At 62.2% G+C, this 22,659-nt stretch carries 25 protein-coding genes; 17 read left to right on the top strand and 8 right to left on the bottom strand.

Annotation, left to right across the window (positions count from 1 at the left end):
* Positions 1–215 precede the first annotated feature (215 nt).
* The 10 genes from ACNA0R_RS04010 (at position 216) to ACNA0R_RS03965 (ending at position 5,591) form a co-directional block, all read left to right on the top strand.
* Entirely contained in the window at positions 216–1,025 is an 810-nt protein-coding gene (locus ACNA0R_RS04010) for a hypothetical protein (protein ID WP_415824631.1), read from the top strand.
* A gap of 28 nt (positions 1,026–1,053) precedes the next feature.
* Positions 1,054–1,299, top strand: a complete 246-nt coding sequence (locus ACNA0R_RS04005; protein WP_415824630.1) for a hypothetical protein — start codon at positions 1,054–1,056, stop codon at positions 1,297–1,299.
* Between the two features lie 17 nt (positions 1,300–1,316).
* A complete protein-coding gene (locus ACNA0R_RS04000; RefSeq protein ID WP_415824629.1) occupies positions 1,317–1,844 on the top strand; it encodes a hypothetical protein in 528 nt (175 codons plus the stop codon).
* Positions 1,778–2,590, top strand: coding sequence for an Imm52 family immunity protein (locus ACNA0R_RS03995; RefSeq protein ID WP_415824628.1), 813 nt, complete (start codon positions 1,778–1,780; stop codon positions 2,588–2,590). The genes ACNA0R_RS04000 and ACNA0R_RS03995 overlap by 67 nt, the downstream gene beginning before the upstream one ends.
* Positions 2,591–2,898: 308 nt before the next feature.
* The gene (locus ACNA0R_RS03990; protein WP_415824627.1) at positions 2,899–3,291 is read left to right on the top strand and encodes a hypothetical protein; all 393 of its coding nucleotides are present in this window, start codon (positions 2,899–2,901) and stop codon (positions 3,289–3,291) included.
* 73 nt (positions 3,292–3,364) lie between these two features.
* Complete coding sequence (locus ACNA0R_RS03985) at positions 3,365–3,661, top strand: hypothetical protein (RefSeq protein WP_415824626.1); 297 nt, start codon at positions 3,365–3,367, stop codon at positions 3,659–3,661.
* 105 nt (positions 3,662–3,766) lie between these two features.
* Positions 3,767–4,225, top strand: a complete 459-nt coding sequence (locus ACNA0R_RS03980; RefSeq protein ID WP_415824625.1) for a hypothetical protein — start codon at positions 3,767–3,769, stop codon at positions 4,223–4,225.
* Positions 4,226–4,303: 78 nt separating this feature from the next.
* On the top strand, positions 4,304–4,765 hold the full coding sequence (locus ACNA0R_RS03975) for a hypothetical protein (protein ID WP_415824624.1): 462 nt from the start codon (positions 4,304–4,306) through the stop codon (positions 4,763–4,765).
* Between the two features lie 308 nt (positions 4,766–5,073).
* Positions 5,074–5,295 carry a hypothetical protein gene (locus ACNA0R_RS03970; protein WP_415824622.1) on the top strand — a complete coding sequence of 74 codons (222 nt, stop codon included), beginning with the start codon at positions 5,074–5,076 and terminating at the stop codon, positions 5,293–5,295.
* A 44-nt stretch (positions 5,296–5,339) separates the two neighbouring features.
* A complete protein-coding gene (locus ACNA0R_RS03965; RefSeq protein WP_415824621.1) occupies positions 5,340–5,591 on the top strand; it encodes a hypothetical protein in 252 nt (83 codons plus the stop codon).
* Positions 5,592–5,794: 203 nt separating this feature from the next.
* On the opposite strand, the gene ACNA0R_RS03960 is transcribed toward ACNA0R_RS03965, so the two are convergent.
* Complete coding sequence (locus tag ACNA0R_RS03960) at positions 5,795–6,712, bottom strand: LysR family transcriptional regulator (RefSeq protein ID WP_415824620.1); 918 nt, start codon at positions 6,710–6,712, stop codon at positions 5,795–5,797.
* Between the two features lie 121 nt (positions 6,713–6,833).
* Here ACNA0R_RS03960 and ACNA0R_RS03955 point away from each other — a divergent pair, with 121 nt between their 5' ends.
* The 4 genes from ACNA0R_RS03955 to ACNA0R_RS03940 are packed head-to-tail and all read left to right on the top strand — an operon-like array spanning position 6,834 to position 10,771.
* Complete coding sequence (locus ACNA0R_RS03955; protein ID WP_415824619.1) at positions 6,834–7,967, top strand: C45 family autoproteolytic acyltransferase/hydolase; 1,134 nt, start codon at positions 6,834–6,836, stop codon at positions 7,965–7,967.
* A 33-nt stretch (positions 7,968–8,000) separates the two neighbouring features.
* Positions 8,001–9,032 (top strand): Bug family tripartite tricarboxylate transporter substrate binding protein, encoded by a 1,032-nt coding sequence (locus ACNA0R_RS03950; RefSeq protein WP_415824618.1) that lies wholly within the window; start codon positions 8,001–8,003, stop codon positions 9,030–9,032.
* A 33-nt stretch (positions 9,033–9,065) separates the two neighbouring features.
* Positions 9,066–9,893 (top strand): polysaccharide deacetylase family protein, encoded by an 828-nt coding sequence (locus ACNA0R_RS03945; RefSeq protein ID WP_415824617.1) that lies wholly within the window; start codon positions 9,066–9,068, stop codon positions 9,891–9,893.
* Entirely contained in the window at positions 9,890–10,771 is an 882-nt protein-coding gene (locus tag ACNA0R_RS03940) for a polysaccharide deacetylase family protein (RefSeq protein WP_415824616.1), read from the top strand. Before ACNA0R_RS03945 ends, ACNA0R_RS03940 begins: the two co-directional genes overlap by 4 nt.
* Positions 10,772–10,783: 12 nt before the next feature.
* Here the strand turns inward: ACNA0R_RS03940 and ACNA0R_RS03935 are convergent, their stop codons facing one another.
* The 6 genes from ACNA0R_RS03935 to hutC form a co-directional block, all read right to left on the bottom strand.
* Complete coding sequence (locus ACNA0R_RS03935) at positions 10,784–11,473, bottom strand: SDR family NAD(P)-dependent oxidoreductase (protein WP_415824615.1); 690 nt, start codon at positions 11,471–11,473, stop codon at positions 10,784–10,786.
* Between the two features lie 347 nt (positions 11,474–11,820).
* Positions 11,821–12,642, bottom strand: a complete 822-nt coding sequence (locus tag ACNA0R_RS03930) for a phosphate/phosphite/phosphonate ABC transporter substrate-binding protein (RefSeq protein WP_415824614.1) — start codon at positions 12,640–12,642, stop codon at positions 11,821–11,823.
* A 19-nt stretch (positions 12,643–12,661) separates the two neighbouring features.
* Positions 12,662–13,666, bottom strand: a complete 1,005-nt coding sequence (locus ACNA0R_RS03925) for an ornithine cyclodeaminase family protein (protein WP_415824613.1) — start codon at positions 13,664–13,666, stop codon at positions 12,662–12,664.
* Between the two features lie 13 nt (positions 13,667–13,679).
* On the bottom strand, positions 13,680–14,669 hold the full coding sequence (locus ACNA0R_RS03920) for a Bug family tripartite tricarboxylate transporter substrate binding protein (protein WP_415824612.1): 990 nt from the start codon (positions 14,667–14,669) through the stop codon (positions 13,680–13,682).
* 85 nt (positions 14,670–14,754) lie between these two features.
* Positions 14,755–16,437: a urocanate hydratase gene (hutU, locus tag ACNA0R_RS03915; RefSeq protein ID WP_415824611.1), complete on the bottom strand. Its 1,683-nt coding sequence runs from the start codon at positions 16,435–16,437 to the stop codon at positions 14,755–14,757.
* On the bottom strand, positions 16,434–17,195 hold the full coding sequence (gene hutC / locus ACNA0R_RS03910; protein WP_415824610.1) for a histidine utilization repressor: 762 nt from the start codon (positions 17,193–17,195) through the stop codon (positions 16,434–16,436). Before hutC ends, hutU begins: the two co-directional genes overlap by 4 nt.
* A gap of 144 nt (positions 17,196–17,339) precedes the next feature.
* Between hutC and hutI the strand changes: the two genes are divergently transcribed.
* A complete protein-coding gene (gene hutI / locus ACNA0R_RS03905; protein WP_415824609.1) occupies positions 17,340–18,644 on the top strand; it encodes an imidazolonepropionase in 1,305 nt (434 codons plus the stop codon).
* 49 nt (positions 18,645–18,693) lie between these two features.
* Here hutI and ACNA0R_RS03900 read toward each other — a convergent pair whose 3' ends face one another.
* The gene (locus tag ACNA0R_RS03900) at positions 18,694–19,674 is read right to left on the bottom strand and encodes a tripartite tricarboxylate transporter substrate binding protein (RefSeq protein ID WP_415824608.1); all 981 of its coding nucleotides are present in this window, start codon (positions 19,672–19,674) and stop codon (positions 18,694–18,696) included.
* Between the two features lie 318 nt (positions 19,675–19,992).
* On the opposite strand from ACNA0R_RS03900, the gene ACNA0R_RS03895 reads away from it, so the two are divergent.
* A complete protein-coding gene (locus ACNA0R_RS03895) occupies positions 19,993–21,237 on the top strand; it encodes an MFS transporter (protein ID WP_415824606.1) in 1,245 nt (414 codons plus the stop codon).
* A 199-nt stretch (positions 21,238–21,436) separates the two neighbouring features.
* Positions 21,437–22,414 (top strand): Bug family tripartite tricarboxylate transporter substrate binding protein, encoded by a 978-nt coding sequence (locus ACNA0R_RS03890; protein WP_415824604.1) that lies wholly within the window; start codon positions 21,437–21,439, stop codon positions 22,412–22,414.
* Positions 22,415–22,659: the final 245 nt, after the last annotated feature.

Genomic DNA, 22,659 nt, shown 5'->3' with positions numbered 1-22,659 from the left:
TTACAGACCCTCGCGGCCGTCCTAGAGGATTCCTGCGTCTCACTGCCACGCATGGCTCCTCAGCGCGCTGGGAGAGCCGATTAATAAAGAGCTGACCTTCCGTGGGCGGCGTTCGTAAGGAACCAAGCTTTTGGCTATTTTTACGCATAGAATCGGCATGACTGGACGGTGTGATCCAGAGAATGTATATCGGTCATGAGGGCCCTACGATCAAGATGAAGCGAGTACGTATAGACGTCGACGGTACGGCGCTGCTTTCCTCTGCTTTGAGTAGCGGAAAAGAGTTCGGAGACTTTGTTGATGATTTTATGGGTAGCATGCCAGTGTGCGCGCCGCAGTACTGGGGCTATACCGAGCCCATAAACAGGCCGATGGACATGGAGCAGATCCGGTCTGAACTGGACCGCGATACGAGCATCCTATGGAAGCGCAAAGTCGTTCCCAGAGGATGGGGCGTCGTGGAGAAACGTATTTCGCCGCGTGGTAGAGCTGCCAAACATGCATACCACGCGTTGTACTTGGCCGCCGATATGGATGACCATGTGGAGGCCCTGTTGCAGTATTTGAAGCATGTCGCACTGCGTTGGGGCGTCGATTACGCGTGCTGCGAAAGCCCTTCATTGGGATACCGCGATGCAGCAAGGGAAAACGGCCTCGCCACAAGCAACGCGAACTTCTTCGTATTCACCCACACTATCGCGCGTTACCTGCCGGATATTTTATGGGCGCAGATATTTGGCCCACCCTATATAGCCTTGTTCGGGTTAGAGAAACTGCTTTCCGCACCAGCGTACAAGGTAGAAGTCCTATCCGACGATGCTGTGTATATCCAGCTCACCAAATCATTGTTTGACGTGCATGATGATGCCGACATGGTTAGGGAGATCCGATCGAGTGTAAGGTCGCATCTGGATAACAATATATTTTTTGACCCAAAGGCCGGACGGCCACGTATACCGCACGCCGCGCTTTTGATGCCTCGAAAAAGAGTCGAATACGTGGCCGCTAGAACTGCACTCCGTTAGAAGCGGGGGCATTTAAACGACGGAAATCATGAAGGAACAGAAACTGACAATAGAGCAGGCGTATCGATCGATGTTCTATTTCCTTGAGCAGGAATATGAGCGGACCAAAGCGGACGAAATTGGAGGACTGCTTGGTTCTCTCTCTTGGCATATAACTGGGGGACATGGTCCGGCAGACCAAGGGGCGTGGAAGGACTGGCAAGAGGCGGTGCATAGGGCGATCTCGATAAACGAAAACGCCGAGCCTCTGCATGGCAGCTCAGCGGGCGGATAAATGCGCGGGCTGCGTACATGCTGTTCGTTACGGCAAATAGCCTGCGCGATAGCCAGCGATTCAGAGTGAATTCGGAGGACTTTGGCATGGCTCGTCCCGGTGATGTTTACGCTATAGAGACCAAGAAAGGACCCGGTTTCTTTCAGTTTGTGAAAAAAAATAAGCTCATGGGCTCCTTAATTCGCGTTTTTCCCTTGGAGGATCCGGCCCGAACGCTGGAGAACTGGGCGGAGCTTATCGAGCGGGAAACCAATTTCTGGGTTTTCTTTGCCGTGGACACAGCCCTGCGCAAAGGGCTGGTCGTCAAAGTGGGCCATTCCGCTGTACCACTACATGCGAGGGAGACTCCGCTTTTCCGCGCCGGGATACCTCATCCTTCAACGCGTAAGGTTGGAAACTGGTGGCTATGGGATGGGGAAAAATCCTGGCAAATAGGTGAGCTAACACCTGAGCAGCGCAAGCTTCCGATCCGGGCTGCGTGGAACGATACGTTATTAAGAGAACGGCTGGAGGCTGGGTGGCTACCGGAGATCGATTTGGAATAGCGCAATTGAGCGGCAGCGTTGCCCCACTAGCCGAACCAACTGCATTTAACCAACTATTGGAAGTAGGGCCATCGCAGGAAACGCCGTCGCCCATTGACCGTCAAAACCAGGATAGTAGTTTGGAAACATACATAGCAGCGGCCTATTGGGGGCCCCGGAAAGAGTCGGCCGCTGCGTGCGCGGCTCGAGCGAATAGACTCGTGTCATCGCTGTCTAAGATTTCTCCATATTTGGCAGGGTGGAGGGCGAAGGGACGTACTCGTCGGCAAGCGCTTGCGGCGCAACCACTGGATTGTTCGCTCGAAGCGCTTTCTGCACTATTCAGTGCTGGCCGTAACCATAGGGATATAGACGGCGTGGTGATGGAGGAGTTAGGTTTCAGCATAGGCGTCTGGAACGGCGGCGACCATGAAGGAGCTTCATCGCTTAGCATGAGATGTGGGCTTTTTTCTACCGTGCCGGGCCTTTCGAACTCTGTGGTAATTAGCCTGCCCTCCATACTTGAGCCATGCATCGCGGAGTTTTGTAAGGACTTAGTATCTGTTTTAGTCGACGCATGGGAGCCAGACTGGGCTGTCGTCACTAGCACCACCGCTATTGCCGCTCGTTCCGAACATGGTCCCTTCTTGGACAGGGCACTTTATGTATCGTCGTCTATCGCTGTACCGGAGATAGTGGCGAACGCGCTTCTTCCAAAAAAGCTAAGTAATGGTCATCTCTTTCTCTCGGCAGATAATGCCGGATAATGTGCAAGAGAGAGCGCCGCTCAATATCTGCTCTGCGTGAAGGCCTCATCAGTAAGGTGGCGCATTGCGAAGTACCTGTCCGTTTCCGCCAAACACCGCTCTTTCACGAGGGCGGGCCAGACCCAGAAACGCGAAAAGTCGATAATTGGTGGCTATGGGATGGCGAGAAATCATGGCAAGTGGGCCAGCTTACGGAAGAGCGACGTAAATTGCTGGTACGTGCGTCATGGACGAGGCGTTATTGCGAGAGCGGTTGGAGGCGGGGTGGTTGTCGGAGAAGGACGCTTGGTGACTTGGTGACTGATGCTATGGAAATCCAGATCCAGAAACCAATTCGATTTGGCATGGAATTGCTTGAGATAGACCAACAAATTCCATCAATGCGGCTACATATCTCCATAGAAATCCAGCAGTTTAACGGTAATTTGCTGTATGGCCGGAGTGTATGGATCGACTGCGCGGCATGGGACGCATTTGTTGCCGGCTTGGGGGACGAGAGTCTGCGTGGTGCGACGCTGACAGATATGAGCGGCCGATTTACCTTTCGGCTGGCGACTGAAGGGCGAAACGTGCGCGCACTATGGCAGTTCGTCAACGATGAGGTGTCCGGCAGTATAGTGAGGTTGAGCGCGGACTCCCCCATCGACGACGATACATTGGCGCATATTACCAACGGATTTATGGGGCTGGCGCGGTGGTAGCGAGGGTAAAAGGGCTGCTGTTGAGACATTGTTCATTCGGCTGTAATCGCGTGGACGTTGGGAATCAAGCCAAATGAAAAAAATAAAACTAATGGCAGATTATCACTGCTATCCTGTATGGGATTTGTCCGGCCCATACAGAGATATCGATCCGGATGAGCTTCCGATCTCGGATAATCTTAAATCACGATTAATGGAGTGGGCGCGCACGTATGACGGTATCCTGAATATGGACGACCCCGCAGCCTCCGATTTTGAAACACCGGAAGCCAGGCGTGCTTTCGAGGCGTGCGGGCGACACTTGGCGGAGCAGTTGCAGAAGGAGCTTGGCCCGGACTTTTTGGTGTCTGTGTACTTAAGCGAAAGTTGATCCAGGTTCGAGATCGAGGGACATTGTAGGGATCGGCTGACTCTCTCTTGGCATTGAGGCATACTGAGTGGGCCGACTCGTCGGGGCGGGAGACTAGTACGTGAGATGAAAACCATGCATACGCCCACGTTGCTTGACTATCAGCGCCAGCTGATCATTGCAAGCCTGGATGACTTCACGCCGAACGGTACTCTGACAAGTTTCCACGGGGGGCAGTATGGGGAAAACGTGCAGGCGTGCAGGGCGGCCGTTACCGATTTCCTATGTGTTGCTCTGGATAGCGGTCTAATCGAAGCGACTCATAGAAGGGACATCAGCGACAAGCGGGATGTTGGTCTCCTTCGTTACCTGCTAGAGCAGGGCGACTCAGGCCGTGATATTTCGAGAGACATCCTGTGGGACGTCATGTATTTCAACGGCACCCCACGGCTCGTGAATATCATGCTGCAGTGTGGTCTGCATAGCTGGGACTCTCTTGGTGCACCGGAAAGCCAAGAGCTCGCTCTGGCGTTGTGCAAAGCGTGTGAAGGTTTTGGCTGGCGTTTTACCCAAGAACTGGGATAGCGATCAGAAGGTATCGATTTCCACTAATAGGCACAAAGCCGATATGATCGGCGGTCTCTCATGGACATTAATTCTGCAATGACGACGCTGCTAGCCACTCTCGATTCATTGCCGCCCCTTTGTCGATCTCTTCGTAATATTGCCGATGAGGGGTTTAACGTCAAGGACGAATGCTATTTTTTGGCTGCGCTTCTCCGTAAGGCTGATAGCGTCACGAGGTCGCGGTTCTTTGATAGTACGGGATACGAGTGCTTCGTTAATTCCTTACATATCGAGGACTACGACGACAAAGCGCCTCTAGCGCAAGCTATCCAGTTTATCTCGTACGTGTTTGCCATGTGGCGGACGGCGGAGTATGCGGTGCCGCTGGTCGCCGTTGTAAACGTGGACGAAGGGCGCGTTATCGTGAAGTTTCACGCCAAGCGCTCAACGGAACAATGGTTAAGTGGCAATTTAGAGGCGTATGGCGATCCGACTATGTCCGTTCAATCTTTGGAAGACCTCGCTGTATTTCTTGCCAGTTTGCGATCAGGCGGTTGAAGCTTGCGACGGTATGGACCCGGTCATATCGTATACCTTCTGCCACGCCTTCTCCGACGTATGTCGCCCCTAGTACCGCAAATATGAAGCCAAACCACTCCGACCTTATTGCGCTTGCATTGGAATGCGAGGGTCTGCAGTCAATTTCTCACGTGTATGAAGCGCTACGACCCCGGTATCCGACCGCTAATGCGGCGGAACTGAGGGAGGTGTTCTTGTATTGTATTACGGAGCTAATGAGGATAGGTCGCCTCAAATTTGAAGGTGAGGGGTGGGTACGAGTTGGGGAAGGGGAGGCTGCCGAGTTTATGTTCGGCGACCAGCCGTATGGACCGGATGAGGCAGTTGTGGATGGTCTTCGGCAACCTGACGATCCCAGCCCGGAAGGCGTGTCGCGCATGATGCGCGCAAGATGGCCAGAACAGGTGAAGCCCGCGTTCAACTCAAACGATGATGGCTTCAATTCATTGTGGTTCGAGAAGTGGTATTTCAGTTGGTATGATGAGACGGGCAAATCTATAGTTTTTTAGCTTAGGCAGCAACGACGCCTGTAATCGCCACCGAGCTGGCGAAAATGGATATTATTCAGCAAATAGAGTGCGCTACGCCAGAACCATTCGAGCTGAAAGTCATGAAGCTGGCCCTTCGAGGCGACGCTGACTGGATTATTGGAATGCGCGAGCAGCTTCCTCACCTTACTGTGAAACAGCGGCGCGAAACCGGGGTTGGTTTTATTACCGTGTTCTATTGCGACTGCACGGTCTATCTCGTGACGATTCTGCGCGCGGAGACCGGTCTTCCTGTTCGCGGTTACCCGCCGGCATAAGTGCTTTGCGGAACAGCCGAGGCTGGGCTTGGTCAGCTTTATCGTCTGGCTCGGTCACGATGGTCGTATCGCGCAACTCGAGGCGTGCTCGCTTACCGACGATAGCTGGCCTGCACAAGCGTTCTATGGCTTCCGCTCATTTCAGGACGACACGGGCAACATAGTGGAAGAGTAGCTGTGCGCATTGGGCGTTGCTCTTGCTATCAGGGCGTGGTCATCAAACGCGCGACCACTCGTCTCATCCACTCATGCGACGGCACGTCGTTCCACCGGGCGTGCCAGACCATGTTGTAGTGCGATTTGGGCAACTGAAAACCCAGTTCAAGCACATGCAGCGGATGAAACTGCGCGACATACGTCGCCAGCCTGCGCGGCATGGTCACCGCCAGATCCGTCTGCAGCAGAATCAAGGGCACATGGCTCATGCTGGAGACGTACAAGTCGAAGCGCCGCTGGTGGCCCAGCTTGCGCAGCCATGCATCGACTTCGTTGTCCTTGCCGAACATGTCGGTGGTGGTCACGAAGCGCAATTTGCAGAAGTTACCCGGGGTAAGTTTTTTGCCCGCGGAGGGATGGCCCTTTCTGAGCAGGCAGACACGATCGTCGTCATAGAGCGCATGCGTGCGGAAACGCCCGCCGACTTCTTCGAAGCGGCCTAGCGCGATGTCGATGGAGTGATCCTCCAGCTGCTTTTCCGGCAGCGCCACGCCCTGCATGTTGACGAAGCTGAATCGCACGCCGGGCGCGTGGCTGTCGCAATAGCTGCGCAAGCCAGGCGCCAGCATCCATTCGATGGTGTGGCGCGCGGCGATGCGGAAGGTGCGGGATGACTTCAGTGGATCGAAGGCGCCGCCGTCTTCCATGATGCCGCCGATGGCGGCTAGAGCTTCGCGAACGACAGGGCGGATTTCCAGCGCGCGGGGGGTAGGGACGAGCTGCCGCTTTATCAGGACGAAAAGGGGATCCGCCAGCAGCCGGCGCAATTCGGCGAGCTTTCTACTGATGCCCGGCTGGGTCGTATGCAGCCGCGCCGCCGTCTCCGTGGCGCTGCGCGTTTCCATCAGCAGTTCGAAAACGGTCAACAGGTTCAGATTGACCTTGCGCAGCGTATCCAGTTCCACGGTGGCCGGCTATTCATATCAAAAAAAGCATTATATGTTCCGGATAAATCATTTGATGATATGAGCTGCCGCCTCTACGATTTGTACCGATCCTGTAACAAGGCAGCGTTGGAGAGCATCGATGAGCAGGCAGCAAGTGACGCCGTTTCCCCTTTACGAGATCAGCGGGGCGCCGCTGGCGCGGGGGCGGTCCTATGGCGAACAGGCCAAGAAGCGCATCGCCCGCTCCATCGAGCACTACAGCGAGCAGGCCGCGCGATGGAAGCTTGAGCGCAGCGAGATCGACAAGATCATCCACAGCTACATCCCGGCGGTGCGCAAGTTCGACGAGAGCTACCTGACGGAGATGCAGGGCATCGCCGAGGGCGCCGGCGTGCGCCTGGAGGATATCTTCCTGCTGAACGCGCGTACGGAAGTGATGAAGCTCGCATTCAAGCCGGAGCTGCGCGCGCGTCTGCTGGGCGAGACCAACGATGGCTGCACGTCGGTGAAGGTGATGCGCGAGGCGACCGCCGACGGCCAGTTGATCCACGCGCAGAACTGGGACTGGAAGGAAGAATGCTCGGAGACCGGCGTGGTGCTGCGCATACTGCGTGACGATGGGCCGGACGTGCTGACGTTTACCGAAGCGGGGATGCTGGCTCGTTCGGGCTTCAATTCGGCGGGCATTTCGATCACGGGGAACAACCTGGAGTGCGATCGCGATTACCGGCAGATCGGCGTGCCGCTGCCTTTGATCCGCCGCAAGGCCCTGGAAAGCCCGTATCTGGCCTGGGCGCTGCACGCGGTGTATGCGACGCCGAAGACGGGGTCGAACAATATGGCGGTGTGCCATCACGAAGGCATCGCGATCAACTTCGAATGCGCGCCGGACGAGACGTTCCAGCTGCTGCCGGAGAATGGCCTGCTGGTGCATTCGAATCATTGGCTGAGCCCGATCGCGCTGGGCAAGCTGAAGGACACGGGTATCGCGTTTTCGCCATGCACGCTGTATCGCGAGCAGCGCGTGCGGGATCTGCTGACGCCGGATGTGGGCCGCATTACCGTGGATTCGGTCAAGCGGGCGCTGCTGGATGATTTCCAGTCGCCGTGGTCGGTGTGCCGGCCGCCGCGCGGGGATTTCGGGCGCGATACGCGCAGCGCGACGGTGTCTACCGTGGTCATGCAGCCTGCGCTGGGGGTGATGGAGGTGGCGAATCTGCCGGCGCTGGATCCCACCTTCACCAGGTATGAGTTGCCGCAGCGGCAGCGGTAAGGAATTTTCCAGAACATCACAGGGGAATCAGCCATGAAAAAGGCCTACATATTCGATCTGCCGCGCGGCGGCATTTTCGCGGGCAAGTTCGCCCGCATGACGGCGGCGCTGGGACTGGCGGCGGCCATCGCCACGCCGGGCATCGCCACGGCGCAGGACGGCGACAAGTATCCTTCGCATGCGATCCGCCTGATCGTGCCTTTCGCGGCGGGCGGCGGCACGGATATCCAGGCGCGCATCGTCGCGCAGGAAGTGGGCAAGGTGCTGGGCCAGACCATCGTGGTCGAGAACCGCCCCGGCGCCGGCGGGGGCATAGGCGCGGCCTTCGTGGGCCAGGCCAAGCCGGACGGCTATACCTTGCTGGTGGGATCGACCGGCACGCACGGCGCGAACCAGTTCCTGTACTCCAAGCTGCCTTATGACCCGGTGAAGGACTTCACGCCGATCACGGTGCTGGCTACCTTCGACAATGTGCTTGTCGTCCCGGAATCGTCCAAGGTGCACACGCTGAAAGAGCTGGTCGATATGGCCAAGGCCAATCCAGGCAAGCTGAACTATGGCGTGACCACGGTGGGCAGTTCATCGCACCTGGCGGTGGAAAAGTTCAACCGCGACGCCGGCATCAAGGCCAGCGGCGTGCCGTACAACGGCGCGGGCCAGGCCACGACGGACCTGCTGGCCGGCCGCCTGGACTATATGCTGGACCTGGTCGGCACGCAGATCGGCAACATCAAGGCCGGCAAGGTAAGGCCCATCGCCACGACGGCGCTGAAACGCAATGCCGTGCTGCCCGAGGTGCCGACCATCGCGGAATCCGGCTATCCTGGTTTCAGCGCGGTGGGCTGGGTCGGCCTGTTCGGGCCGGCGGGCATGCCGCAATCGACGGTCGATACGCTCTACAAGGCCATCGAGAAAGTCTACGCATCGCCCGATTTCCAGGCCACCATGCGCGCGCGTTCCTTCGATATCGCGCATATGCCGCCCGCGGAGTTCGACAAATTCCTGGTGAACGAACGCCAGAAGTGGGGCACCGTAGTGCGCGAATCGAACATCAAGCTGGATTGATGGCGAATCCTCAACGATCATCAAGGATCAAGGATGAGACAAACGACATTTCCGGAAGCGATGCGCTGCGTCGTGCTGATCGGCATCGACTTCGATGGTCCCAGCCACGAAGTGGGGCGCGGCATCGCGCCGCTGGGCAAGCATTCCTGGGGTAACTACTCCGCCCGCTGCGGCGTGCCGCGACATATGGAGATGCTGGACCGCCACAATATCAAGGGCACGTTCTTCGTCCCCGGTTACGACGCCGAACGCCATCCCACGACCATCGAGGACATCGATCGCAACGGCTTCGAAGTCGCCGCGCACGGCTATCTGCACGAGGCCTGGGAACTGAAGGCCGAGGACGAAGAAGCCCTGCTGCGCAAGACCGATGGCATCCTGCGTGACATCATCAAGAAGCCCGTGCTGGGCTGGCGCTCGCCGTCCGGCCGCAAGAGCGACAAGACCATGAAGGTGCTGAAGTCGCTGGGCTATATCTACGATTCCAGCGACAAGGACTACGACCGGCCGTACCGGCTGCGTTTCGGCAAGGCGCAGGACGACGTCATCGTCGAGCTGCCGAACAACACCTACAGCCTGGACGATTTTCCGTTCTACAAGTTCAGCTACACGCCGCCGTCGGAAGTGCTGGCGCAATGGAAGTCGGAATTCGACGCCATCTATCGCAACGACCGCTTCTTCGTGATGTCGCTGCATCCGCGCGCGGGCTGGGGTTCCGGTACGCCGTCGCGCACCAAGGCGCTGTCCGACCTGATCGCCTACATGAAGACGCACGACGGCGTGCAGTTCATGGAGTCGCGCGCCTTCGCGCAATGGTGCCTGGACAACAGCAACCATCTTGAAGAGGTGTCGTTCGCATGAGCACGTATACCTGGCCCCATGGCGCCCGCGCGGTCGTCCTGCTGACCGTGAACTTCGACGCCGAGTCCTTCGATCTGAAGGAAGTCCCCACCGAACGCATGTTCGGCCGCTATTCCTATGGCCGTTATGCGGTGCGCGCGGGGTTTCCGCGGCTGGTGGAGCTGTTCAAGAAGCATGACGTGCCGGCGACGTTCTTCGTGCCCGGCACGGATGCGCGGCGGCATCCCGAGCTGATCCGCGAGCTGGTCGCCAACGGCCATGAGATCGCGGCGCGTGGCGTGGATCTGGAGAACTTCGCGACGCTGGGCGATAAGGAAACGCAGGTGCTGAAGGCGTCGCGCGACATTCTCGCCGATGTTGCCGGAGTGGCGCCGCAGGGCTTCCGCGCGCCGGGCGGCGAGTTGTCGTCCAGGACGCTGGATCATCTGGCGGATCTGGGCTTTATCTACGACGCCAGCTTCCAGGACGCCGATTACCCCTACGTGTTCGGCTTGTCGGGGGACAAGAAGCTGGTTGAGTTGCCTTCGACGTTCGCGCTGGACGATGCGCCGGTGTATTCGGCTCGCCATACGCATGCGCGTCTGCAGACGATCTGGCGTGATGAGATCGCGGCGATGCACGCCGAAGGCACGTTGATTCCGCTCACCTTGAACTTGCGCGGGGATTTCGGTTCGACGCGGGCGGCGCGTATCGCGGTGCTGGATACGTTGCTGACCGAGCTCAAGCAGCTGGGCGATGTGCGCTTCATGACCTGCCAGCAACTGGCGGAGCATACGCTGTCGCTGAACCTGGCGCCGGAGCCGGATCCCCACCGCGCGCATGCGGAGACGCTGGCGAATACGGTGTATCGGGGGGACCTGGCGATCCGGCCGCTGTAGACGCTCCAGCCGTTACCAGGGCAAGGTTTCACCGTGCCGGTCGATGAAGCGCAGTCCTGGCCTGCCCGCATGGCGCTCGACCGTGTCGACCACCAACGGGATGCTTTCCGAGACGTCCAGGGCGGCGTTGCTGCCGCCCATGTCGGTGCGCACCCATCCGGGCGCGACCAGCAGCAGCGCACGCCTGCCGCCGGCGTGGCGCGACGCGTAGGCTTTCATCAGCATGTTCAACGCGGCCTTGCTCGAGCTGTACAGCTCCCAGAAGCCCTGGTTGTTCGTAATGCTGCCGAGCTCGGACGACATGACAGCGATGACGCCGTCGCGCGCAACGATGTCCTGGAAGACTTCGATGACGCGCATGGGGCTGAGCGCATTGGTCAGCATCATGTCGATGAAGTCCTGTTCGTCGACTTGCAGCGGAGTCAGTTCGTTGGCCTTGCAGATGCCGGCATTGACGAACAGCGTATCCAGCGTGCGGCCTTGCAGGCGCGCGCGCAGCTCGCGTACCGAGTCGATATCAGTGATGTCGACGGACTGGATTTCCAGCTCGCAGACGCTGCGTTCGCGCAGGGCTTCCAGTTGAGGAGACTGGCTGCGCGCGGTGGCGATGACGTGCCAGCCCTTGCTGCAATATTCGTGGGCCAGCGCCAGGCCCAGTCCGCGCGAGGCGCCCAGGATAAGAACGGTTTTCTGATCGGCCATTGAGAGCTCCTTGTGTTGTGTCCGTTGTCATTGGAGCACTCGGAGAGTCGTGCGTACACAGCCTGGATGTCAATGGATTGTTGACTTGAGGTAAGCAATTCCAAGGCGGGCACGACCCTTGCTCCACCGTGACCCGAAGCCTGCCATACGTAGCGGGCAACCGAGAAAGGAGAGCGCCATGCGAGGCATTCTGCTCTGGCTGTTGGGGATCCCCATCCCGGTCATCATTCTGCTTTGGCTGTTCCACGTCATTTAAGCAGTCTGGGCGGCGCGGAACAGCGTCGAATCGGCGGCGGTTGGAGGCATCTCCAATCGCCGCTATTCAATTGCCGGATAGCGGGCGTGAACTAACGGATCTCTGGATAGCTGCGGTCGCTATCGTCGTCGAGCAGTACTTCGTAGGCGCGCGGATCCGCGGCCGTGAAACGCGCGACGTGCGCCGCGCTCAGCAATTCCCTGGTGCTGGCATCGGCGTGCATGCCGAGCAGCGCGGCGGTCAGGCGCTCCGACGTCGCGGGATCGACATCCGGTCCGCTGACGAGTAGCGGGTTCGGCGTCCAATCCGTATATCCGATCGTACGCAGGCCCTGCAGCGCGTCCGCGTCATGCAGGCGCAGCAGGTCCAGATACCACCCGTCCACGGCCGTCAGGTCGATTTCGCCATCGCGCAAGGCGCGCAGCAGGCCGCGTGGGTTGCCATAGGGGCCTTTGACTTCCTGGAATAGCGAGCCGCCGCGCGCGGCCGCATGGCGGGCGAGCAGGCGCCTGGGCGCGTTCCAGCCGGATTGAGAGTCTCGTACCATCCAGCCGTAGCGGCTGCCGAACGCGTCTTCCAACCGCTGCCAGGGGACATCGTTGCGCACCAGGAATTCGCTGCGATAGCGCGCCTTACCTTCATACTCTGGCAAATCCGGCACGACCGCGGCCACCGCCGTATAAGCCTTGCCACCGCGCATGGCCTGCGCGAACGGCCAGCCGCACATGAATGCGCCGCACAGGCCCGGCCGCGACCACAGTTCGCCGATGGGCGTCGGCCAACCGTGTTCGACAAAGGTGACGTTCAAGCCCGCGCGCCGATGCGCCTCGGCCAGCAGCGCATGCCATGCCGCCTTGGCGGACGGCGCCACGTCGTACATGCGGGTCGATGCGATCAGCGATGTGTCGGTCATGGCGGCCCCGGTCTATCGATCAGGCGTATTTCAAGGTCTGCCCGATCCCAAGCCGCTTGGCCTTGTCGAGCATCGCCTGTCCCAGCGCGATGTCCGTCGTCGACAGGCCGCGATGCCAGAACAGGATGGTCTCCTGATCGTTCTCGCGTCCCGGCTTCAAGCCGGCGACGATCTGACCGATCTCCGCGTGCAGATTCTCCTGGGTGATGCGATCGCTATCCACATGGGCGCGCAGCGAGCCGAAGGGCAGGCCCTTGCGGCACTGGCCCCAATCGTCCACCACCACCTTGGACATGATGTCCGTCAGCGACAGTTCGACGGCGCTCATGGTGCCGTAGGGCATGACCAGTGCGCCGGGCTTGATCCATTCGGTCTTCAGCAGCGGCGTGGGCTTGGGCAGGCGCGAGGCCTCGACCACGATGTCGGCGTCGCGCACGCAGGATTCCCAATCGTCCACGACCTTGACCGGCTTGCCCAGGTCGCGCGAGAGGCGGTCGCCGAAGGCCTGGCGGCTTTCAGGACGGCGCGAATGGACGCGGATCTCATCGAAATCGAAGATGCTGTCCAGCAGCCGCACATTCCAGTACGAGGTGCCGCGCGCGCCGATATGGCCCAGGATCTTGCTGTCGCGCCGCGCCAGGTGCTTGGCGCCCAGCGCCGTCACCGCGCCGGTGCGCATGTCGGTGATCGCGGTCGCATCGACGATGGCCAGCGGCTTGCCGGTGACCGGGTCGAACAGATTCAACAGCGCCATTTCGGACGGCAGATCGACCTTGTAGTTGTCGACGAAGTCGCTGACGACCTTGACGCCCGCCACGTGCAGCGGCTCGATGTAGCCGCGCAGGACGTTGAAGTGGCCCTTGTCGGAGGACTCGGGCACCAGGTGCACGCGCGGCTCGATCACGGTCTTGCCCAGGCCCTGCGCGCGCAGGGCGCCTTCCACCGCGGCCAGGATCTCGGCATCGGTGATGTCCAGGGCTTTGACGTCGGGGCCGTTCAAATAGGTAATGTCGATGGACTGCATGATGTCTCCGGACTTACTGGATAGGCTTGATGCCCGCCGTCTTGACGATGCCCGCCCACTTGCGGGACTCGTCCTGGATCATGGCGGCGAAGGCTTGCGAACTCATATTGGCGGGCTCCACGCCCTGGTCTTCGAATTTCTGGCGCACGGCCGGGTCTTTGAGGACGGTGGCGATGTCGCGCTCCAGCTTGGCCAGGACCGCGGGCGGGGTCTTGGCGGGCGCGACCAGGCCGTACCAGGACGTCACGTCGAAGCCGGGATAGCCGCTTTCGGCGACGGTGGGGACGTCGGGCAGTTGCGGCAGACGATGTGGCCCGGCGATGGCCAGCGCGCGCAGCTTGCCACCGCGGATGAAGGGCAGCACGGTGGAGACACCGGCGAACATCATGTCGACGTTGCCCGCGACGACGTCGGTGACGGCCGGGGCCATGCCGTTGTACGGAATGTGCATGGTGCTGATGCCGGCGGATTGGTTGAGCAATTCACCGGCCAGGTGCGCGCCGCTGCCGGCGCCGGGGCTGGCGAAGTTCAGCTTGCCGGGCTTGCTCTTGGCGTACTCGATGAAGGACTTGAAGTCCTGCGCCGGGACGGCCGGGTTCACGACCAGGATGTTGGGCGAGGTCGCCAGCAGGGTAATGGGCGCGAAGGCGTGGGCCGTGTCAAAGTTCAGATTGGTGTACAGCAGCGGGTTGACGGTCAGGTTGCCGGCGGGCGCCAGGCCCAGCGTGTAGCCATCGGCGGCGGCGCGGGCGACCTGGCCCATGCCCAGGTTGCCGGAGGCGCCGGGGCGGTTTTCGATGATGACGGGCACGCCCCACATTTCGTTGAGCTTCTGCCCGACGATGCGCGGGATCGCGTCGGCGACGCCGCCCGCGCCGAAGGGCACGATGATGGTGACGGGTTTGGCGGGATAGGTATCCGCCGCGTGTACGGGCGCGGTGGACGCCGCGATGAAGGCGCCTGTGGCGTAGGCCGCCAGGCGCAGGCTCAGAGACAGTTTCATGGTATTCCCCTTGTATGTATGTCTACTGCTGCTTGATGCCGGCCGTGAACGGCCGGCGTTTGAATGCGTTCAAGGCATATTGTTCTTAGCGACCCAACATCGGCAGATCCAGCCCCGTGTCGCGCGCGCAGGCGATGGCTTCTTCGTACCCGGCGTCCGCATGCCGCATCACGCCCGTCGCGGGGTCGTTGTGCAGCACGCGCGCGATGCGGCGATCCGCCGCTTCGGTGCCATCGCAGACGATGACCACGCCGGCGTGCTGTGAGAACCCCATGCCCACGCCGCCGCCATGGTGCAGGGACACCCACGTCGCGCCGCCCGCGGTGTTCAGCAGGGCATTCAGCAGCGGCCAGTCGGACACGGCGTCCGAGCCATCGCGCATCGATTCCGTTTCGCGGTTCGGGCTGGCCACCGAGCCGGAGTCCAGATGATCGCGGCCGATAACGACCGGCGCGCTGAGCTCGCCGTTGCGCACCATCTCATTGAACGCCAGCCCCAGCCGTGCGCGGTCGCGCACGCCGACCCAGCAGATGCGCGCCGGCAGCCCCTGGAAGGCAATGCGCTCGCGCGCCATGTCCAGCCAGTTGTGCAGATGCTTGTCGTGCGGAATCAGCTCCTTGACCTTGGCGTCGGTCTTGTAGATGTCCTCGGGATCGCCCGACAGCGCGGCCCAGCGGAACGGCCCGATGCCTTCGCAGAACAGCGGACGGATATAGGCGGGCACGAAGCCGGGGAAGTCGAAGGCGTTCTCCACGCCCATTTCCAGGGCCATCTGGCGGATGTTGTTGCCGTAGTCCAGCGTGGCCGCGCCGCGTTCCTGCAGCGTCAGCATGGCCCGCACATGGCCCGCCATGGATTGCTTGGCCGCGCGCACGACGGCGTCCGGCTCCGAGGTACGGCGCGCCTTCCACTCGTCCATCGTCCAGCCTTGGGGCAGATAGCCGTTCAAGGGATCGTGCGCGGAGGTCTGGTCGGTCACGCAATCCGGCGTGATGCCGCGTTGAACCATTTCGGCCAGCACGTCGGCGGCATTGCCCAACAGGGCGATCGACACCGCGCGACCCTGGCTCTTCGCCTCTTCAAGAAGGCCCAGCGCTTCGTCCAGCGTCTTCGCCTTGACGTCGATATAGCGCGTGCGCAGGCGGAAATCGATGCGCGACTCGTCGCACTCGACGGCGATCATGCTGAAGCCCGCCATGGTGGCGGCCAGCGGCTGCGCGCCGCCCATGCCGCCCAGGCCGGCCGTCAGGATCCAGCGGCCCTTTGGATCGCCGCCGAAATGGCGATTGGCCACGGAGTAGAAGGTTTCGTAGGTGCCTTGCACGATGCCCTGCGAGCCGATGTAGATCCAGCTGCCGGCCGTCATCTGGCCATACATCATCAGGCCCTTGCGGTCGAGCTCGTGGAAGTGTTCCCAGGTGGCCCAGTGCGGCACCAGATTGGAGTTGGCGAGCAGCACGCGCGGCGCGTCTTCATGGGTCTTGAACACCCCGACCGGCTTGCCGGACTGGACCAGCAGCGTTTCGTCGGGCTGCAGGCGGCGCAGCACTTCCAGGATCTTGTCGAAGGACGGCCAGTCGCGCGCGGCGCGGCCGATGCCGCCGTACACGACCAATTGCTCCGGGTGCTCGGCCACTTCCGCATCCAGGTTGTTCTGGATCATGCGGTAGGCGGCTTCGATCAGCCAGTTCTTGCAGCTCAGGGTATTGCCGCGCGGCGCGCGGATCTTGCGCGACGGGTCGACGCGGGTGTTTTGCGTGGCGGTCATGGCTCTTGATCTCCGGAAATCTTGGCGGGGGCGGGGCGCATGGGCATGACGGCGTGGCCAGTCAGGCGGTAGCGGTCGCCCGGATGGATAAGGCGGGCAAAGGTGGCGACGTGCTCGCCGGACCAGGTACGGCGCAGCACCTGCAGGCAGGCCTGCGGGGCTTTCAGGCCCAGCCAGCCGGCGACGCGGGCGTCGGGAAGAATGGCTTCGATCGTGTGTTCGACGGCCGTCAGCGGCGCGACGCGGCTCAGGTAGGCGTTGGGGGTTTCGCGGCTGAAGTCCTGCTCGATGTAATCGGGTGCGACGCGCGGGTTGACGTAGCGGTCTTCCAACTGCACCGGCACGTCGTTGTCCAGGTGCAGGATCAGCGAGTGGTAGACCGATTTGTCGATGGACAGCTCCAGCGCGGACGCGATGGCCTCCGGCGCGGTGACGCGCTCCAGTCGCAGCACGCGGTTGGAATAGCGGTGGCCGCGTTGGGCGATTTCTTCGGCGATGTTGCGGACTTCCAGGACGGGCAGGGCGGGCTTCTGTGCCGCCACGAAGGTGCCCAGGCCCTGGCTGCGTACCAGGATGCCTTCCTGGGTCAGTTCCAGGATGGCGCGGCGCGCCGTCATGCGGGAGACCTCGAACTGCGCGGCCAACTGGTTCTCCGAGGGCACCTGGTCGTTCACCGCCCACTGGCCGGCCTCGATCCGCGCGACGATGTGCTGCTTGATGCGGGCGTATGGGGGAAGAGGAAGGCTGGCGGCGGGCATCTGGTTCCGTGGGCGACTGCTGGGATGGGCAAACTCTAACTTGAATATACAAGTATAGGCAAGTACCATCCGGCTATGGAAAACCCGAGGAAGGCGGGATCGCGTTGATGCGCGATAAAGCCATATGCGCTGGAAAAGGACATCATGACCATAGAGATCCATGACGCCGACGCCCTTGTCGTCAATGCCCGTATCGCGACCTTCGATCCGGGCGTCCCGCTCGGCGCCGCCGCCGCGTCTGGCGCGCGGGCCGCGGCCGCCGCCGCGTGCTACGGCGTGCGGGAAGACGCGGATGCGATCGCCATCAAGGCAGGACGGATCGCCTGGATAGGCAAGGCGGCGGATGCGCCCGCTGACGCATGGTCGGATCGCGCGGGCCAGCCGGGCCGGCTGATCGATGCGGAAGGCGCCTGGATCACGCCCGGCCTGATCGACTGCCACACGCACCTGATCTATGCCGGCTCCCGCGCGCGGGAGTTCGAGATGCGCCTGAACGGCGCGTCATACGAAGACATCGCCCGCGCCGGCGGCGGCATCGTGTCGACGGTGCGCGCGACCCGGGCGGCGGGAGAAGACGGTTTGATCGCCCAGGCGCTGCCACGCCTGCGCGCCTTGCTGCGCGAAGGCGTGACCACGGTGGAGATCAAGTCCGGCTATGGACTGGACCGTGATACCGAACTGGCCATGCTGCGCGCGGCGCGCGCACTCGGTGCCAGCCTGCCCGTGACGGTCCGCACGACTTTCCTCGGCGCGCACGCGCTGCCGCCCGAGTACGCGGGCCGCGCCGACGACTACATCGACTTCGTCTGCACGCAGGTATTGCCGGAGGCCGCGCGCCAGGGGCTGGCGGATGCCGTGGACGTGTTCCACGAGAGCATAGGCTTTGATGCGGCGCAGTCGGAGCGGGTCTATCGCGCGGCGGCGTCGTTGGGGTTGCCGGTGAAGGTACATGCCGAGCAGTTGAATCTGTGCGGGGCGGCGGCGCTCGGCGCGCGCTATCGGGCCTTATCGGCGGATCATCTCGAACACCTGGACGAAGAGGGCGCGCGCGCCATGGCCGAAGCGGGGACCGTGGCGGTGCTGCTGCCTGGCGCCTTCTATTTCCTGCGCGATACCAAGGTGCCGCCGATCGATTTGCTGCGGCGGCATGGCGTGCCCATGGCCGTGGCCACCGACTGCAATCCCGGCACGTCGCCGTTCGCGTCGCTGCTGCTGATGCTGAACATGGCGTGCACGCTGTTCCGGCTGACGCCGGCGGAGGCCCTCAACGGCGTGACGCAGGCGGCGGCGCGTGCGTTGGGGCTGCAGGATGACGTGGGCAGCGTGACGCCGGGCAAGTGGGCCGACCTGGCGTTCTGGCAGGTGCCGGAGCTGGCTGAGCTTTGCTACAGCCATGGTACGCACCGGCCGGCGCGCATCCTGCGGCGCGGCGTCGAGCAGGCGATCTGAGGCGCGCCGGGTCTCATACGCTGCAGGCGCGGTCCGGCCGCGGCGTTGTTCAGTCGGTCCGCATATGGCCGGTCTTGACGATCTGGCCCAGGCGTTCGCGTTCGTCCTTGGTGAACTTCGCGAACGATGCGCGCGTGCCGCCGCCGGCATCCTGGCTGCTGCGCTGTAGCGCCTGCTGCACTTCGGGTGTTTTCAGCGCCGCGTTCACGGCGGCGTTCATCTTGTCCAGCACATCGTCGGGCGTGCCGGTGGGCGCCAGCAGGCCGGCCCAGTGCACGATGCGCAGCGTGGGCAGGCCTTGTTCCGCCGTGGTCGGTATGTCGGGCGCGCTGGCCATGCGCTTGTCGCCGGTGATCGCCAGTCCTTTCAGCTTGCCGCCCTTGATCAGGGGCAGGGTGGCGACGCTGGCTTCGGATGTGGCGTCGACCTGGCCCGACACCACCGCGGTAACGCCTTCGCCGCCGCTCTTGTAGGTAATGGGCTCGACGTCGAGCCCCGTGGCTTCGCGCAGCATCTCGGCGACGAACTGCGGCGCGCTGCCGTTGCCGGCGGTCGAGAAGGTGATGCGGCCTTTGCGCTCTTTTTTGGCTTCGGCCAGGAATTCCTTCAGGTTGTTGGCCGGATTCGCGGCGCTGGTGACGATGACAGACGGCGTCACGGTCATCAGCACGACGGGTGTCAGCTCTTCGTCCTTGTACGGCTGGTTCGGATGAATCAGGCTATTGGTGATGACGCTATTGCCGCCTACCAGAAAGGTGTAGCCGTCTGGCGCGCTGTGCGCGACGTGCGCGGCGCCGATGGCGCCGCCCGCGCCGGGGCGGTTCTCCACGATCACGGATTGGTGCAGTTGTTCGCCGACGGACTTGGCGACCAGCCGCGCGGCCAGATCGATGCCGCCGCCCGGGCTGAAGGGCGCGACGAAGGTGATGGGATGGCTGGGCCAGTCCGCGGCCACGGCGGCGCCGGCGGCCAGGCAGGCGGACAGCGCGATGGCGATGCGGGCGCCGCGGCGCAGGAATGCTGTGTTCATGATGATCTTCCGGTGTCTCGCGTTATCGTTTTTTTGGCGGCGCGTTGCGGGCGCATGGTGCCGCTGGAAAGATCCCCCGCATGGATTGTGCCTCTTTCGAGACATGCGCGAAACCAGGTTCTTCAGGTTCAGCAAGGGTTCAGCTGCATCGGGGCCGGCGTGGGCGGCGCATCCCTATCCTGGTGCTATCCATTCCAGTATCGCTCATGCCGGTGTGCGCTATTACGGTACGGCCGCTCGGCTGGCAGCCGATATGCGGCGGCGTATAGTAGCCAGCTGCCTTGTGCGTCTCCCACGAACCACGCCGTCCATCGCCCCATGAGCAGCGCCAGCACTACGTCCACCGCCGACAACGCCACCTTGCTGGAGCAAGGCTCCGACCATTGGATGCGCAACCTTGCCGTCTGTGTGTTCGGATCATTCACCACCATCATCGGCATGACCTTGCTGCTGCCCTTCCTGCCGCTGTATGTCGAGCAATTGGGGGTGAAGGATCACGCGGCCATCGTGCAGTGGTCGGGCGTGGCCTTCGGCGCTACTTTTTTTACCGCCGCGCTCACGGCGCCGCTGTGGGGCCGGCTGGCGGATCGCTATGGCCGCAAGCTGATGCTGATCCGTGCCAGCCTGGGCATGTCCATCGCCATGTCGCTGATCGGCATGGCGGATAACGTTTACCAATTGGTCGGCCTGCGCTTGCTGGCCGGGCTGCTGGGCGGCTATGCGTCCGGCTCCATGGTGCTGGTGGCCACGCAGACGCCGAAGCATCGTACCGGCTGGGCGCTGGGCGTGCTGTCGTCCGGCATCATGGCCGGCAACCTGGCGGGGCCTTTGATCGGCGGGGCGCTGCCGCCGCTGATCGGCATACGCGCGACCTTCCTGGCCTCGGGCGCGCTGATCTTCGTGGCCTTCCTGGTGACCACCTTCCTGATCAAGGAAGAGCGGCGTCCCAAGGCCGGCAAGGCCGCCGACAAGCCCAAGGCCGGCCTGGCCGCGGTGCCGGACAAGGGGCCGCTGCTGGCGATGCTGTTCACCGGCATGCTGCTGATGCTGGCCAATATGTCGATCGAGCCCATCATCACCGTATACGTCGCGCAGTTCGCCGAAGCAAGTCATGTGACGATGGTCGCGGGATTGGTGATGTCGGCGGCGGCCCTGGGCAGCATCCTGTCGGCCTCGCGCCTGGGGCGGCTGGCGGATCGGGTAGGGCATTGGAATGTGATCATCGGCTGTCTGCTGGCGTCCGCGCTGCTGTTGATCCCGCAGGCTTTCATTACGGCAAGCTGGCAACTGGTGGTGCTGCGCTTCCTGATGGGGTTGTCGCTGGGCGGCCTGCTGCCGTGCATAGCGGCGGTGATCCGGCATAACGTGCCGGAACGCGTGGCGGGCGCGATGCTGGGGTACTCGACCTCCGCGCAGTATGTGGGGCAGGTGGTCGGGCCGCTGGCCGGCGGCTTCGTTGGCGGGCATTTCGGCATGCGGTCGGTGTTCCTGGGGACCAGCCTGCTGATGGCGTTGGGCGCCGTGTACAACCGGGTGATCCGCGTTCGCCGGGCGCGCCGCTAGGGCGCTTTGCTGGCTGACTATCGGCTGTATCGGCGGCGCCGCGCGACGCGCGGCATTCCGGCTGCTTCGTTCGCGCCGCGCAACGCGCGGAATACCCGACTATCCTCGACACGTTTCCCTGGTTATTCTGCCGATTCGGTGCTTCGGCCCGAACGCGATCCGCGCGATCGCGCTATTAGAAAACCAAGGAGACAAACCCATGAGCCGTGCTTACAACCGCTGCTTCGCGGCGCTATTCGCCACCGCTGTCCTCGCTGCCGCGCCTGGGGCGCAGGCGGCGGACGCCTGGCCCGACAAGCCCATCACGCTGATTTCCCCGTACGCGCCCGGCGGCACGACCGACGTGCTGGCGCGGCTGCTGGCAACCCGCCTGCACGACAAGCTGAAGCAGACCGTCGTGGTCGAAAACCGCGCGGGCGCCGGCGGCAATATCGGCACCGCGTATGTCGCCAAGGCCAAGCCGGATGGTTATACGTACTTGCTGGCGGCCAGCGGTCCCATCGTGATCGCCGGCACGCTGTACAAGTCGCTGCCCTATGACCCCGCCAAGGACTTCACCGAAGTCGCGCCGCTGGCGCGCACCAGCTTCGTGGTGGCCGTCAACGCCAAGTCCGGGCTCAATTCCATCAAGGACATCATCGCCAAGGGCAAGACGGGCGATCTGGTTTTTGGCTCGGCTGGTTCCGGCACGCCCCAGCACATCATCGGCGAAATGTTCAACACCGCCGCGGGGACCAAGATCCGCCACATCCCGTACAAGGGCTCCGGTCCTTTGTTGAATGATTTGGTGGGCGGCCAGGTGCCGCTGGCCTTCGAAAACCCGCTGCCCATCATGCAGCAGGTCAAGGCCGGCAACCTGAAAGTCCTGGCTGTCACCGGCGCCCAGCGTTCGGCGGCCTTGCCTGATGTGCCCACGCTGGCCGAAACCGGCATCAAGGGTGTCGACGCCCAACCGTGGTATGGGCTGCTGGGACCCGCGGGCATTCCCGACGCCATCACCAAGCGCATGAACCAGGAAGTGCAGGACATCCTGAACGCCCCCGACGTCAAGGAGCAACTCGCGACGCTGGGTGTGGAGCCCATGCATATGACGCCGGCCGAATTCCATTCGTACGTAATCAAGGAAATCGGTACGTGGGGCAAGGCAGTCAAGGCCTCGGGCGCGACAGTGGATTGAGCAAGCGCGGGGCGCTGATCGCCGATCACGCGAGCAAGGCGCCATAGCGGCTTGAATGCAAGGGCGGCGCTGCCATCGCGCTGTTTCGGGGCGTGGACGTTACCTGTCGTGCCGATAGATTACCCGCGTCGCAACGTCGTCATTGCAATCCGCGCATAAAGTGAATCGGACATGCGAGGTACCACCGGCGGAAGCACCCGCCGGTGTATCGCGTGGCGCGCGTGACCCGATTGACTTCTTCGTGG

Origin of the sequence: Bordetella sputigena (genome assembly GCF_965137885.1) — a bacterium.
In the GTDB taxonomy this organism is placed as follows: domain Bacteria; phylum Pseudomonadota; class Gammaproteobacteria; order Burkholderiales; family Burkholderiaceae_B; genus Bordetella_C; species Bordetella_C sputigena.
Note: the sequence above shows the minus strand (reverse complement) of the source record. Positions and strands in the feature narration are given on the sequence as shown.